Raw genomic sequence first — 14,381 nt, 5'->3', positions numbered from 1 at the left:
TCGGCATTGATGGAACTGGGTTGATCTTTAATTGGCTCAAGTTGTCCCAATGCATATCCATGTCGTGCAGCTTCTGCGCTTAAATTGATACTGACCTGATCGTAATAGTCCATTTGATCAAGATGCTCTTGGATTAACCTTGTGTATTCAATGGATTTAAGTGTGAAATTATGATTCTACAGATGAGCGCGGATTTGGCGGTGAAGGTCGACTTCGTCGCTAGCGTTACAGGCAACTTGAATGGTGTAATTTTTGATAATGCCTTCGGGATCTAATTGAGCCACGAGGCAACGGCTTATCCATGTATGTTGTTGCAAAACATCCCTCAATTATTCAACCACTTAACCGAGGTATTTTAACCAGACTTAGTAGTGCTGTTAATCTAAGAGATATTATCTTTACTAGAATGTGAACAGTATCGCATATCCCAAAGATATCTGATATGATTTTAATGTTTTGATGCTATGCCGAGCTAACGATAACCTTTTTGCTTAGTAATTTTGTAAACACTGGTGTTGCGTTCTTGGGGTTGTCGCTAGAGAAAAAATAGTCTTGCTCATGTGGTAGATTATTAAATAACGCATTGACAGCGAGTACTCGTGTTAACTGTAATGATACCGCATCCGCTGTATCGAGCAGCTTTAGCGGGGCTGTGCCTGCGATTTTTTTGATGGTTTTCGCTAAGAAGGGATAGTGCGTGCAGCCTAATACTAATGTATCGACTTTGAACTCGAGAAGTGGCTCTAAATATTGTTTAACTAACTTTGTGGTTTCTGGGCCATCAAGATCCCCTTTTTCAATTTGTTCGACAAAGCCATGGCAAGCGATTTGGTGAATCGATTTATCGCGAGCAAATTGTGCTACCAGTCTTTGATAGCGACTGCTGTTCAGTGTGTTTTCGGTAGCGAAGACACCAATATGTCCTGTCCTCGTAACGGAGACTGCAGGTTTTATCGCAGGTTCGAGCGCAATGATGGGCAGGTCATACTCGGCACGAAGCCAGTCCGCCATCATAGCGGTGGCTGTGTTACAGGCGATAACCATTGCTTTGGCCTTATGCTTCACGAAGAAGTTAGCGATGTGCTGACAGCGCTCGTGTAATTTTTGCTTAGAAAGGTTGCCATAGGGAGCGTAGGCCGAGTCTGCAAAATAAATAATAGTTTCATTAGGCAGGTGTTTGCGAATGGCTTGGTAAACCGATAAACCACCTACGCCAGAATCGAAAATACCTATTGGGTTTGTGCTCATACAAAAATCCTATGTTAGCCTACTGCCGATGGCAGCCAGGTTGAGAGCTGGGGCCAGAATGCGATTAGGGCTAGAACAATAACTTGTATTCCAATAAATGGAATGACGCCGCGGTAAATTTGTGCGGTCTGTATCTCTTTTGGTGCCACGCCGCGTAAATAAAATAGGGCAAAGCCAAAAGGTGGTGTTAAAAAAGAAGTTTGTAAGTTAATCGCTATAAGCACGCCTAGCCAGATGGGATCTGCGCCCATCAGCAGCAATACTGGGCCAATAATAGGCACTATGACGAAGGTGATTTCGATAAAGTCGAGAATAAAGCCTAGCAAGAACATTACGACCATCACAATTAACAGCGCGGTAAATAGGCCGCCTGGTAGATCGGTAAAGAAATGACGAATCATCTCGTCGCCACCGTACATACGGAAAACTAACGAAAATATAGAAGCGCCGATAAGAATCAGGAAAACCATACTGGTGGTTTTAACTGTGGACTGCATAACGTCGATAAGGCGCGCTAGTGTGAACTGTTTGCGTAAAATAGCGAGTACAATGGCACCAAAAGCACCGATTGCGGCGGCTTCTGTCGGTGTGGCGATGCCATAAAGAATGGAGCCTAAGACCGCGACAATTAGAATCAGTGGTAGCGATAAGCTTTTTAGCGCCAACCAAATTGCGTGTTTTAGATCTTTATCATCAATCTCCATGGCTGGTGCATCGTTAGGGCGACGCCAAGCAACAAAGGCGATATAAAGCATATAACCGACTACCAATAACATCCCAGGAATGACAGCGCCCATAAAGAGATCGCCAATGGAAGCCACTTGCTCAGTTTCTAAGCCTTGGCCTTTGGCTTCGGTCATGGCGTTGGCTAGAACATCGCCTAATAATACCAACACAATTGATGGTGGAATGATCTGCCCTAAAGTGCCGGATGCACAGATGACGCCGGTAGATAATTCTGGCTTATAACCACGCTTTAGCATGGCGGGAAGGGACAACAAGCCCATTGTAACGACGGTCGCACCAACGATACCGGTGCTAGCGGCCAGAAGCATGCCAACGATTGTAACGGCGAAGCCCATTCCTCCTCTAAGTTTTCCAAACAAGGTCGCCATGGACTCTAGGAGATCTTCGGCAATCTTAGTACGCTCAAGCATTAAGCCCATAAAAATAAACAGTGGCACAGCAATGAGCGTCGTGCGATCCATAATTTTAAACAGACGGCCGGCCATAAAGTTGAGCTGGACAGGTTCGATAACTCCGCTTAAAGCACCAACGCTGACGAAAATTAAAGAGGTTCCGGCGAGTGAAAAGGCAACGGGGTAGCCCCATAGCAAAACGCCACAGACGGCAAGGAAGAGAAATAACGGCATCAACTCAAGCATGGTGTGTCTCCGCTAATTCTTCGGTTCGCAAAAGTTCCGGTGTGTCGAGCCAACCAAGCAAGAATGCACTGCACTTTAAAGTATCAGAAACCCCTTGGATGATTAGTGCAACAGGCATCGCCAGTAGCAGCGACTTAAGAAGATACATCAAAGGAATGCCACCGGGTTGGTTCGATCCTTCGCCAAGCGCCCAGCTGAAGAGCACATAATCTTTGCAGTAAATAAAGATAAATAGACAGACCGGAAGCAGTAAAAAGAAGAAACCAAGGATATTTACAATGGCTTTCTTTTTGGGTGAAAAGTGTTGGTAGAAAACGTCGACGCGAACATGGTCATTATGCTTTAAGGCGAAAGCGGCACCCAACATAAAGACGCAGGCATGCATATAGTTTACCGATTCTTGAAGAGCTATCGCGCTTAAATCGAACCAGTTACGAAGAATAAGCACTAAAGTAACGGTTAAGACCATAAAAAGGGTCAGCCAAGATATAATCTTACCAGTCCATTCGGTAACTGAGTCTAAAAAAGTCTGAAGTTTTAACGTGGTTGCTTTAAGCATTTATCGTTCTTTTGTTGTGTAATAACAAAGCTTTTAATTCAACTTATCCACAGCAAAGTTATAACGCTTAAGCGCTATATTCTAAAGTGTAGCTTTTAGTTGGTCTTTTAAGCTATTGTTATAAAAGGATTTTATACTGAGTTTTTGCTCCCCAAAGCAAAAGGCGTCTATTTCATCGGGCTTATACCATTTTAACCAAAACTTCTTCACAAAGTTATCCACAGAACCTAGTTGCCTGTGGAAAAAGTAAACAGGCGCCAATAAATTAAGACACCTAGAAAGATACTGGAATTTAAGTTGAAGATCCATTTTTATGACGCAGACAGTTTGCCTCGCGACAGATCTCGTTACAAATCACAATATTAGAATATTAGGATTTTTGCCAGGCACTGTATATGATAAATCCTTGATAGGAAATCGGACTCTTGAATAAAACCACTGAGCATGAGGTTAGGCATGAAAAACTATAGAACAGGAATCTTGGGTGCCGCACGAATAGCGCTGCTGTGTACTTTGGTCACCTCAGGTGTGGCTGCAATCGCAGGGGCTACAACGAAAGCTGTTAGTACAAAAAGTATAGAAATTGTGGAGAATGCGGATGTAGCTAAGCAACGTATGGCGACAGCTTTAGATCCTTACTTCGGAGCGTTGGCGGAGCACGACAGGCTTTTGGGAAGCATCGCCCTATATCAAGATGGCAAGGAAATTTATCATCGAGCATTAGTACCGAGCGACGACAATGTGGGTATCTCAAGAGATCAGCTCAAGTATAAAGTAGGCTCAATCACAAAAACCTTTACCGCAACTCTGGTTTTACAATTAGTAGAAGAGGGCAAACTAAGTTTAGAGACAAAGTTAGCAACCTTTTACCCCAATGTAGCCAATGCCGACAAAGTCACCATCGGACATATGCTGAATCACCACTCAGGGATTCATAACTATACCGATGAGCCTGACTTCATGACTTATTATCAGACGCATCAAGAAAAAGCGGTTTTGGTCGAAAAAATCGAAAGTTTTGCTGCAGACTTTGAGCCAGGAGAAAAAGCTGCTTACAGTAATAGTAACTACTTACTACTAGGCTATATTCTAGAGCACTTAACCGATAAGTCTTATGCCGAATTACTGGCGGAACGTATTTACAAGCCATTAGGCATGACAAATACCTTGCTTGGCAAAAGTATCAATCCGGACAATGCTGAAGTTTATTCTTATCAAATACAAGATAAAAAGTGGCAGCAGGTGCCAGAATGGGATATGTCGGTGGCATATTCGGCTGGGGCGATTGTTTCGACGACTCGTGACTTAGATATATTTATTCGCGGCTTGTTTGAGGGAAAGCTACTTAATAAATCCAGCCTAGACACAATGTTAGAGCTAGAGAATGGTTTTGGCCAAGGCATTTTCGGCACAAAATATAAGCATGGCGAGAAAGAACTTCAGGGATATTGGCATAATGGTGGCATCGAAGCCTTTGTTTCTCATTTGGCCTATTATCCAGAGGTCGATATTAGCGTGGTAGTGCTGACGAATGGCCTAAACTACGATATTCGCAAAGTTTATGAAGCATTGTTGGATGCCTATTTCGGAAATGAAATTCCAGTTCCGGAGTTTAGCAAGGTAGTTGATTTAGCACCTGAGCTATTAGAACCACTTCAAGGGCATTATAAGAGCGAGACGCACCCGCTAGACATTACCATCACTTTAGTCGATAAGCAGTTGTATGCGCAGGCGACTGGCCAAGGTGGCTTCCCTTTATCAGCGTTGGATGAAAATAATTTTGAGTTTGTACAAGCAGGTATTGAGATTCGCTTCGATCGCGACAGTGACATGTTCGAAATCAAACAAGGCGGCCGAGCCGATGTCTTTATTAAAGTGACAAACGTTGAAAAAGAAAAGTCGATTAATGTGCCTGAAAAGACCTTAAAGCAATACGTTGGCACCTACCAAGCGGATAACTTTCCCCTAGATATCGAAATTATGATCAAAAACGGTCAGTTATACGCGCAAGCTACCGGCCAATCAGCTTTTCCATTAACGCCAATATCGCATAACAAGTTTAAATTTACGCTAGCCGATATTGTTATTGAGTTTGATGTCGAGAAAAGACACCTGACAATCACTCAACGAGGGCAACCCACCATTATGGGAAAGAAATAACGAGGAAAAATGGAGTTTATGCAATCGACTGGCCTCAGCGAGTTACCTGATTAGTCTAGTTTATTCGAGACTAGATTGTTTACATTAGATCAGAGAGTAAAAATTTTTTTAGTCGATTAGGCTAAGAATGAATCAACATAATACTTTTGTGGCGATGAGTAAATTGTAGTCAGCTTCATGCCCCTGTGCTAAATTGATAAAAATAATTAATGCAACAACAGTCAATTTCTAAAGGGGAACACTATGAATAGTAAGGTAAGACAGCTTTTATTTATCACATTTATGTCCGTGGGTACCGTCGCCACGGCTGATGAAGTCATTCTAGACGATCTCATTGTGGATGGATCAGCGTGTGTTGGGACGCCCTGCATGAACGATGAGGTTTTCGATTTTGATACGTTGAAAATCAAATCCGACACGCCACAAATACGCTTTCAAGATACCAGTACGTCCGCTTCATTTCCCACGCAAGACTGGCTAATGGGGGTTATGACCGGTTTTAACATGACCAGTATTTTCTACATTCGAGACGAGACCAGTAGCGAAACCGTCGTGCAAGTGGAAAGTGGGGCTAATGGTGGGGTGGCTTTGGGAGCTGGGGCAGAACTGGTTACAGGAGCTGTTTCCGTGGGTAGTGCTGGAAATGAAAAGCGAGTTACTTATGTGGCAGACGCGGTAAATGGAACAGATGCTGTAACCCTAAGCCAATTTAATGATTTTGAAGCAAACGCGGCCGCGGCTGCTGCAACGGATATTGCTGCAGTAAATGCTGAAATAACGGATTTGCAAGCCGAGATGGCGCTATTAAACCAACGATTGGATGAAGTCATTACTCGTTTGAATGCTTTGCCGTAATGCAGGGACTAAACTCTAAACAAATTAGGTGAAGCAAATGATGAAAAAAATATTATTAGTAATACTGGGGTGGGGGTTATCGCAAATAGTGTCTGCTGATTTCGAGATCAATGATGATCTGATTTTGAGTGGGCTAAGTGATGGTACTGCACCAGCATACGATTGCACAGCTGGGGTTTTGTTGCCAATAAATTTATCGCCAACCCCTGAGAACTCGGGCTATTTTGACACTTCGGGAATAGCGACTCTTGCTGCAGGCGAGAATGTCATTGGGGTGACACCAAAGGGACCTATTGTAAACGATCCTGTAACAGGGGAGCCATCTCGGGAGTATGACTGCCAAAGCCCAGTTGCAAATATGTGCGTTGGGTTTGATTGTGTAAATAATGAAAACTTCGAGCAGGATACTCTAAAGTTAAAAGAGAACAATGTAAGGATAAGGCTTCATAATACAGCGTTCGGAAATGCATTTGGACAAAGTTGGAATCTCGAAGCAAATTCTACTAGAAATGGTGGGGCCCCTTATTTTAGCTTTCAAACTAAGTCTGTTGATAAGAACTATGCACGCCTAGTTCAGGCTCTAGATGGAGATGTGCCTGAATATGACTGTTCGATTCCCGGAACCATTAATGAACCACCACCTCCAGTAGGAACACTGAATATCGGTGATGCTTATATTGTGCCAGTGTTGGAAGATGCTGCAACAGATTGTGACTTAAGTGAACCCTATCCCTATGTCTGTACCTGGACGTGCGATCCGTCAATAGATTATCAGGTAGAAAATGCGTTGGTACTTGGCGTTACGGATACTAGTGCCTTGCTAACTGGCGCTGTGTCGCTAGGTAGTGGCAGTGAGGTTGAAGCCGCAACAGTCACGGTTGGTAAAGCCGCATTGTTACGTAGAGTGGTTAATCTTGCCGAAGCTATAAATGGCTCGGATATAATAAATTTAAACAAACTAAACGATTACTCCGTCGTTGCAGATGAAGCTATTGTTCTAGCCGACTTGCGACAGCAAGTAGAGGATATGCATCGTGAAATCGACAGTATCAATACAGCTATAGATTTTATCATTAATCCAGATGATGACGACGATGGATTCACAGATGAAGATGAAAAGATATGTGGTAGTGACTCTCTAGACCCTGCATCAATTCCGTTGGATACCGATGCTGATGGGCTTTGTGACAACGGAGTTGATGATGATGATGATAATGATGGAATAAGTGACAATGATGAGATAGCTCAAGGAACGGATCCAACTAAGTCAGACTCAGATGACGATGGCATTGATGATAACCAGGATGACTTTCCGTTAGACCCAAACGAAACCATTGATTCTGACGATGATGGCGTTGGCAATAATGCTGATATGGATGATGATAACGACGGTATCAGTGATGAGGATGAGATCGCACAAGGCACAAATCCCACAAATGCGGATACAGATGGCGATGGCATTAATGATAATCAGGATGATTTACCATTAGATGTGAATGAAACTACTGACACGGACAATGATGGCGTTGGTAATAATGCTGATATGGATGATGATAATGATGGAATAAGTGATGAAGATGAGATCGCACAAGGCACCGATCCTATAAATGTGGATACAGATGGTGACGGCATTAATGATAATCAGGATGACTTTCCATTAGACCCAAACGAAACCATTGACTCTGACGGTGATGGCGCTGGTAATAATGCTGATATGGATGATGATAATGATGGAGTAAGTGATGAGGATGAGATCACACAAGGCACCAATCCCACAAATGCGGATACAGATGGCGACGGTATTAATGATAATCAGGATGGCTTTCCGTTAGATCCAAATGAAACCATTGATTCTGACGGTGATGGCGTTGGTAATAATGCTGACATGGATGATGATAATGATGGAATAAGTGATGAGGATGAGAACGCACAAGGAACCGATCCCACAAATGCGGATACAGATGGCGATGGCATTGATGATAATCAGGATGATTTTCCGTTAGATCCAAATGAAACCATTGATTCTGACGGTGATGGCGTTGGTAATAATGCTGACATGGATGATGATAATGATGGAATAAGTGATGAGGATGAGAACGCACAAGGAACCGATCCAACAAATGGGGATACAGATGGTGATGGTGTTAATGATGGTCAGGATGATCTTCCACTCGATTCTACAGAAAGCGAAGATACTGATGGTGATGGGGTAGGTAATGAAGCAGATACCGATGATGACAATGATGGCATCAATGATTCAGAAGAAGGTTCCTATGACGCTGATGGCGATGGGCTTTCTAATGATGTCGACACAGACTCGGATAATGACGGCAGGAGCGACAAAGAAGAGTGCCCTAATGGTTCACCGTGCCCTGACTCTGATGGTGACGGTACCCCTGACTTCTTAGACGCTGTGGATAATAGCGGTGGTGGTAGCTGGAACTGGTGGGGAGTTCTGATACTATCGTTTTTCGCAGTTGCGCGTCGAACTAAGGTTTAGCGGGAACTGAGGATAAGTTAGGCGCTAAGCTAAACTCCTATAATCAAGGTTGTATTTTTATTAGCCCAGTTAACGCTGGGCTTTTTTTATGTATGGAGGCTGGTATTCGTTTCCATATAGGATTGTTAGGCAACATACGTTACACTTAAAGCAATCTTCAAAACCTTATATTCCAATGTCTGAAAAACAAACACCTTTTATATTAGTTGACGGCTCTTCCTATCTATTCCGTGCTTATCATGTACCGCAGTTGCAGCGGATGACGAACTCTGAGGGCATGATGACAGGAGCGGTATTCGGCGTGATCAATATGCTGAAGAGCTTAATTAATGAGTATCAGCCAACACATATGGCGGTAGTGTTTGATGCCAAAGGCAAGACTTTCCGTAACGATTTATACCCAGAGTACAAAGCCAATCGTCCGCCGATGCCGGAAGACTTACGTCAACAGATTGAGCCGATCCATAAGATTGTTGAGGCTATGGGATTGCCATTGTTAGTTGTGGATGGTGTCGAAGCTGATGATGTAATTGGCACTTTGGCAAAACAGGCCTGCGAAGAAGGTCGCGAAACTTTAATTTCGACCGGTGATAAGGATATGGCGCAGTTAGTCAGTGACAATGTGACCTTGATCAACACCATGGATAAAAACAACCCAATTACCGATTACGAGCGGGTGATTGAGAAGTTTGGTGTTAAGCCTGATCAGATCATAGATTTCTTGGCATTGGTTGGCGACAAAGTGGATAACATCCCTGGGGTTAATAAATGCGGGCCAAAGACAGCGGTGAAGTGGCTCAATGAATACGGCTCAATGCAGGGCGTGATTGAAAACGCCGATAAGATTGGTGGCAAGATTGGTGAAAATTTACGAGAGGCGCTCGATCAACTGCCGCTATCCTACGAGCTAGCAACTATTAAGCTGGATTGTGACTTAGACTTCTTGCCAAAAGAATTAACGCTTAAAGAACCAGACCTTGCAGAGTTAAAAGAACTGTATGGGAAGATGGAGTTTCGACGCTGGTTAACTGAAGTCCTAAAAGAAGGTGGGGAAGAGTTAGAAGGCGATGAAGATAGCGGTGAAACCCCTATTGATCGCAGTAAATACGAAACCATTTTAGAACAATCTGAGTTGGATAAGTGGTTGAAAAAGCTTAAAAAGGCAGAGCTTTTTGCCTTCGACACTGAAACCACCAGCTTGAATTACATGGAAGCTGAATTGGTTGGGATGTCGTTTGCGCTAGCTAGTGGTGAAGCGGCTTACTTGCCAGTAGCACACAGCTACATGGGCGTGCCTAAGCAGTTAGACCGAGACGACGTTTTAAGGCAGATGAAGACGTTGCTTGAAAGCGACGAGATTAAAAAAGTCGGACAAAATCTAAAGTACGACATGAGCGTGTTAGCACGTTATGGCATTACGCTTGGCGGAATCGAGTTTGATACCATGCTGGAGTCTTACTGCTTAAACTCGGTAGCAAGCCGCCATGATATGGACACCTTATCCTTAAAGCACCTCAATCATCCGACGATTAAGTTTGAGGAGATCGCCGGTAAGGGCAAGAACCAACTAACCTTTGATCAAATAGAACTAGAGAAAGCCTCGCCGTATGCCGCCGAAGACGCGGATATCACCATGAAGCTTCACCAAAAGCTGTGGGGCGAACTGCAAAAAGAAGAAGGGCCGGCGCAAGTCTTCCAGCATATTGAAATGCCATTAGTGAAAGTATTATCGAAAGTTGAGCGAAACGGTGTGTTAGTGGATGGGCCACTTTTGCTGGAAAAAAGCCGTGTCTTTGAGCAGCGCCTGAAGGAGATTGAAGCAAAGGCTTATGAATTAGCGGGTAAAGAGTTTAACCTCGGCTCGCCAAAGCAACTACAGGCAATTTTGTTTGAAGAATTAGAGCTGCCCATCATTAAGAAAACGCCAAAAGGGCAGCCTTCGACCGCAGAAGAAGTATTACAAGAATTAGCGCTTGATTATCCATTGCCAAAGCTAATTTTAGAAAACCGTAGTTTAAGTAAGTTGAAATCAACTTATACCGACAAATTGCCGAAGATGATCAACCCAGAAACAAAACGACTGCATACCTCCTATCATCAGGCGATCGCAGCTACAGGTCGCTTATCATCTACTGAGCCTAACCTTCAGAATATCCCTATTAAATCTGCAGAAGGTCGTAGTATTCGAACAGCTTTTATAGCGTCGGAAGGTTGTAAAATTCTAGCAGCGGACTACTCACAAATTGAATTGCGCATTATGGCGCACTTGTCACAGGACAAAGGCTTGCTTAAAGCTTTTGAAGAAGGCCTGGATGTACACTCAGCAACAGCGGCTGAAGTCTTTGGTGTTGAGCTTGATGAGGTTACCGATAACCAGCGTCGCAACGCAAAGGCCATTAACTTCGGCTTAATCTATGGTATGTCAGCGTTTGGACTTGCCAAACAAATTGAGGCCGATAGAAACACTGCCCAAGATTACATCAACACCTACTTTGCGCGTTATCCAGGGGTTGAGGCTTATATGGATAATACTCGTGAAAAAGCAGCGGAAAAGGGCTATGTCGAAACGCTATATGGCCGTCGTCTGTACTTACCTGAGATTCACTCAAAGAACGGTATGCGCCGAAAAGCTGCTGAAAGAACAGCGATTAATGCCCCGATGCAAGGAAGTGCAGCAGACATTATCAAGCTCGCGATGCTGGAAGTGGATAAATGGCTACAGGATCAGCCGGGCATCACAATGATCATGCAGGTTCATGATGAATTGGTGTTTGAGGTTGAAGAGCAGTATTTAGAGCTGGCTCAAAAGAAAATCCCTGAGCTGATGGAAAGTGTCGCCGAATTGTCTGTGCCATTAATCGCAGAAGTTGGGGTCGGAGATAACTGGGATGAAGCGCACTAGTTCAGAAAATCATAATCAATAAACTTGCGCTATTTATCACCTAAAGTGTGATATAGCGCAGGTTTTTGTCGCTAACACCGCTTAACTTCACACTTTCTTTCGATCTTTACACAACCTTACAAAACTCTTGAAACAAACCACCGTAAAGGGAGTCTATTTAACTGAGCACAATGAAGTGCTCCCCGCGACTCCCTCCTTACAGCGGGACTTGCGATTTGGCCTCCCCAAGCCGAATTGCACATTTGGGGTGGTTCTATGTTCCCTCAGACCACCCCTTTTTTTATGCCTGTTTGAAACTAGTACTAAACTTTTTATTAGGGTCTTTGTTAAGTAAGAAGTGACAGAAGAGCCTTTAGAGTTAGACCTCAAAGCCAAAAAAAAAACCAGCGTTTTGCTGGTATTTTTTGTTTGGGCTCTTAGATTTAATAAAGTAGGTAGTTAAGCCTTTGGAGTTAAAGCCCGAAACTCTTCTAAATCTTTAAGATCTTCGAAAGCATCTTCGCGTTCTAATTCATCAACAAGCTTTGGTGCTTTCTCAATGGCAATTTTAATGTCGTTGATAGCTTCTTGGGTGGCGCCATTGGCAGCATTAGCACAAGCGCGTTGCCAGTAGGCTAGGCCATAATCTTCATCTTGTTCGATGGCGCGATTTGCTAAACTGAAGGCCCATTCGTAGTCACCAAGCTCATAAGCGGCGTCAGCTTTATAGATTAATGCTTCAATATCCGTTGGGTTGATGGCCAGTATTTCATCATAAAACTTTATTTTCTGGTGAAGATTGTTTTCAAGGCCGGCTCGCATCCAGATAGAGTGAAGCTCGTTAGATCTCGATATATCCTCCTGAGCATCGATAATTTCTTGAGATCGTTTGCGTAATTTTCCTTCCAATTCACCCAGTCTGTCTTCGTATTCCTGAGTAAGCTCATTAATTTTTGTTTCAACAACTTCGTTCAGTTTACTTTTGACATCACGCATGGAACGCCAGCCCATTAAGACTAAGATGGAGGCAGCGGTGGTGATGATAATGAAAATGTTATTTAGCGTATCAGAGGTGTAACGAATAGCACGATCGGAGGCGTCGAGACGAGCGTTGGCAACCTTCTTCTCTATATCAGCCACAATTTGTTGCTGATCCTGCCTTACAGATCGTAATTCATCTAGAATGTAGCGCTCGATTAAAGGCTGGTAGTTGCTGGTTTTTTGTTTAGTCTTGTCTTCTGTTTCGCCAGCGCCACTATCCGCAGCAACTACAGCTAAGCTAAAAAAACTGCAAAAAAGCCAAAAAACTGTGTGAAGCAATTGCTTACCCATGAACCTCTTCCTCATCACCAGGTGTAATCTCTGGATTAGAGTACCATGCATCCATCTTGGCTAAAAGCTGGTCAAGCCCTTGTTTTTTAAGTGAAGAGAATGCTTGGACAGTGGCTTCAGGGTGCAATTCTTTCAATTGCTTCTTACACTGGGCTAGTGCTTTGGCTTTTGCGCCTTGTTTCAATTTGTCTGACTTACTGAGTAAACAGTGGACGGGTAAGCCGACGTCATACGCCCAGCTTAGCATTTGCTGGTCCGTTTCTTTTAAGAAATGACGCATGTCCATCAACAATACTAGGCCACGCAAACACTCGCGTTCTTGAAGGTAGCGGGAGAGTTCTTGTTGCCACATTTGTTTAGTACTTTCGGAAACTTTGGCGTAACCGTAACCTGGTAAGTCAATCAGGCGCGCATTCTCATCCAAGGTAAAAACATTGATGAGCTGAGTGCGGCCCGGCGTTTTACTGGTACGAGCAAGACTCTTTTGTTGGGTTAATGTGTTCAAGGCGCTAGATTTGCCAGCATTTGAACGGCCTGCAAAGGCAACTTCAATCCCCTCATCAGGCGGGAGCTGGTCGATTTTAGCTGCGCCAAGCAGGTATTTGGCTTTTTGATAGTGCATAAATATGGATTTTTTGCCTTAGGGTATTGGCATTTTAACGGTTAGTTCCCTATAATTCACCGAGCTTTTCGATTTTATTTTATTGGCGGTGACGGCATCGCATATAGATTTTATATTTTAGTAGGTAACCTAATGAGAAAGTTAGCTATTTTTGCTTTATTTTTTGTAGCGTGGAGTACCCCAAGTTTTGCCGGCGACGTGGCAAAGGGTGCTGAACTGGCCAATACCTGTGCAGCATGTCACGGGAAAGATGGTAATAGTGGCAACCCAATGTGGCCAAAATTAGCCGGACAGAGTGAGAAGTACTTAGAGAAGCAAATTAAAGACTTCCAAGCGGGTGCCAAAGATCAAAGCCAAGGTCGTTATGACGCATCAATGGCTCCAATGGTTAGCAACTTAAGCGATGAAGATGTTGCTGACCTTTCTGCGTACTTTGCATCACAAGAAACGCAAATGGGTGCGGTAAAGAAAGAATTCCTAGAATTAGGCAAAAAAATCTACTTCCAAGGTGATGCCGAGCGTAAAGTACCTGCATGTAGTGCTTGTCACGGCGCTACTGGTAGCGGCTTAAATACAGCGGGTTATCCTGCGTTATCAGGCCAGCACCCAGACTATACGATTAAGCAATTAAAAGCATTCTCTCACGGTGAGCGTAATAACGACGCCAATGGCATTATGCGTGATATCGCAATTCGTATGTCGGATCAGCAAATTGAAGCTGTTGCTCACTTTTTATTAGGTTTACATTAATCGGCGAGCGTTAATCACTTGCATCAAGCATTAGGTTCAAGGTAAAAAGACGACTTAGGTCGTCTTTTTTATTACCTTTTATAAACGTA

10 protein-coding genes are annotated in these 14,381 nt (G+C 43.6%); 5 read left to right on the top strand and 5 right to left on the bottom strand.

The genetic code is table 11. The features are described from left to right. Positions 1–462 precede the first annotated feature (462 nt). The 3 genes from murI to ABD128_RS06815 are packed head-to-tail and all read right to left on the bottom strand — an operon-like array spanning position 463 to position 3,192. On the bottom strand, positions 463–1,248 hold the full coding sequence (gene murI / locus ABD128_RS06825) for a glutamate racemase (RefSeq protein ID WP_343988424.1): 786 nt from the start codon (positions 1,246–1,248) through the stop codon (positions 463–465). A 14-nt stretch (positions 1,249–1,262) separates the two neighbouring features. Continuing rightward, positions 1,263–2,633: a TRAP transporter large permease gene (locus ABD128_RS06820; RefSeq protein ID WP_343988421.1), complete on the bottom strand. Its 1,371-nt coding sequence runs from the start codon at positions 2,631–2,633 to the stop codon at positions 1,263–1,265. Next, the gene (locus ABD128_RS06815) at positions 2,626–3,192 is read right to left on the bottom strand and encodes a TRAP transporter small permease subunit (RefSeq protein ID WP_343988418.1); all 567 of its coding nucleotides are present in this window, start codon (positions 3,190–3,192) and stop codon (positions 2,626–2,628) included. The genes ABD128_RS06820 and ABD128_RS06815 overlap by 8 nt, the downstream gene beginning before the upstream one ends. Positions 3,193–3,648: 456 nt before the next feature. Between ABD128_RS06815 and ABD128_RS06810 the strand changes: the two genes are divergently transcribed. The 4 genes from ABD128_RS06810 (at position 3,649) to polA (ending at position 11,609) form a co-directional block, all read left to right on the top strand. After that, positions 3,649–5,352: a serine hydrolase domain-containing protein gene (locus ABD128_RS06810; protein WP_343988416.1), complete on the top strand. Its 1,704-nt coding sequence runs from the start codon at positions 3,649–3,651 to the stop codon at positions 5,350–5,352. A 282-nt stretch (positions 5,353–5,634) separates the two neighbouring features. Continuing rightward, positions 5,635–6,207 carry a hypothetical protein gene (locus ABD128_RS06805; protein ID WP_343988414.1) on the top strand — a complete coding sequence of 191 codons (573 nt, stop codon included), beginning with the start codon at positions 5,635–5,637 and terminating at the stop codon, positions 6,205–6,207. A gap of 37 nt (positions 6,208–6,244) precedes the next feature. Then, the gene (locus tag ABD128_RS06800) at positions 6,245–8,707 is read left to right on the top strand and encodes a GlyGly-CTERM sorting domain-containing protein (protein ID WP_343988411.1); all 2,463 of its coding nucleotides are present in this window, start codon (positions 6,245–6,247) and stop codon (positions 8,705–8,707) included. A 175-nt stretch (positions 8,708–8,882) separates the two neighbouring features. Further along, complete coding sequence (gene polA, locus ABD128_RS06795) at positions 8,883–11,609, top strand: DNA polymerase I (protein ID WP_343988409.1); 2,727 nt, start codon at positions 8,883–8,885, stop codon at positions 11,607–11,609. A 438-nt stretch (positions 11,610–12,047) separates the two neighbouring features. Here the strand turns inward: polA and ABD128_RS06790 are convergent, their stop codons facing one another. Both ABD128_RS06790 and yihA read right to left on the bottom strand, forming a co-directional pair. Further along, on the bottom strand, positions 12,048–12,920 hold the full coding sequence (locus ABD128_RS06790; RefSeq protein ID WP_343988407.1) for a tetratricopeptide repeat protein: 873 nt from the start codon (positions 12,918–12,920) through the stop codon (positions 12,048–12,050). After that, positions 12,913–13,542: a ribosome biogenesis GTP-binding protein YihA/YsxC gene (gene yihA, locus ABD128_RS06785; RefSeq protein ID WP_343988404.1), complete on the bottom strand. Its 630-nt coding sequence runs from the start codon at positions 13,540–13,542 to the stop codon at positions 12,913–12,915. Before yihA ends, ABD128_RS06790 begins: the two co-directional genes overlap by 8 nt. Positions 13,543–13,674: 132 nt before the next feature. Here yihA and ABD128_RS06780 point away from each other — a divergent pair, with 132 nt between their 5' ends. Beyond that, complete coding sequence (locus tag ABD128_RS06780) at positions 13,675–14,292, top strand: c-type cytochrome (RefSeq protein WP_343988401.1); 618 nt, start codon at positions 13,675–13,677, stop codon at positions 14,290–14,292. Positions 14,293–14,381: the final 89 nt, after the last annotated feature.

Origin of the sequence: Kangiella japonica (assembly GCF_039523535.1) — a bacterium.
GTDB classification, from domain to species: domain Bacteria; phylum Pseudomonadota; class Gammaproteobacteria; order Enterobacterales; family Kangiellaceae; genus Kangiella; species Kangiella japonica.
The sequence above is the reverse complement of the archived record's forward strand: the minus strand, read 5'-3'. Positions and strand labels throughout refer to the sequence as shown.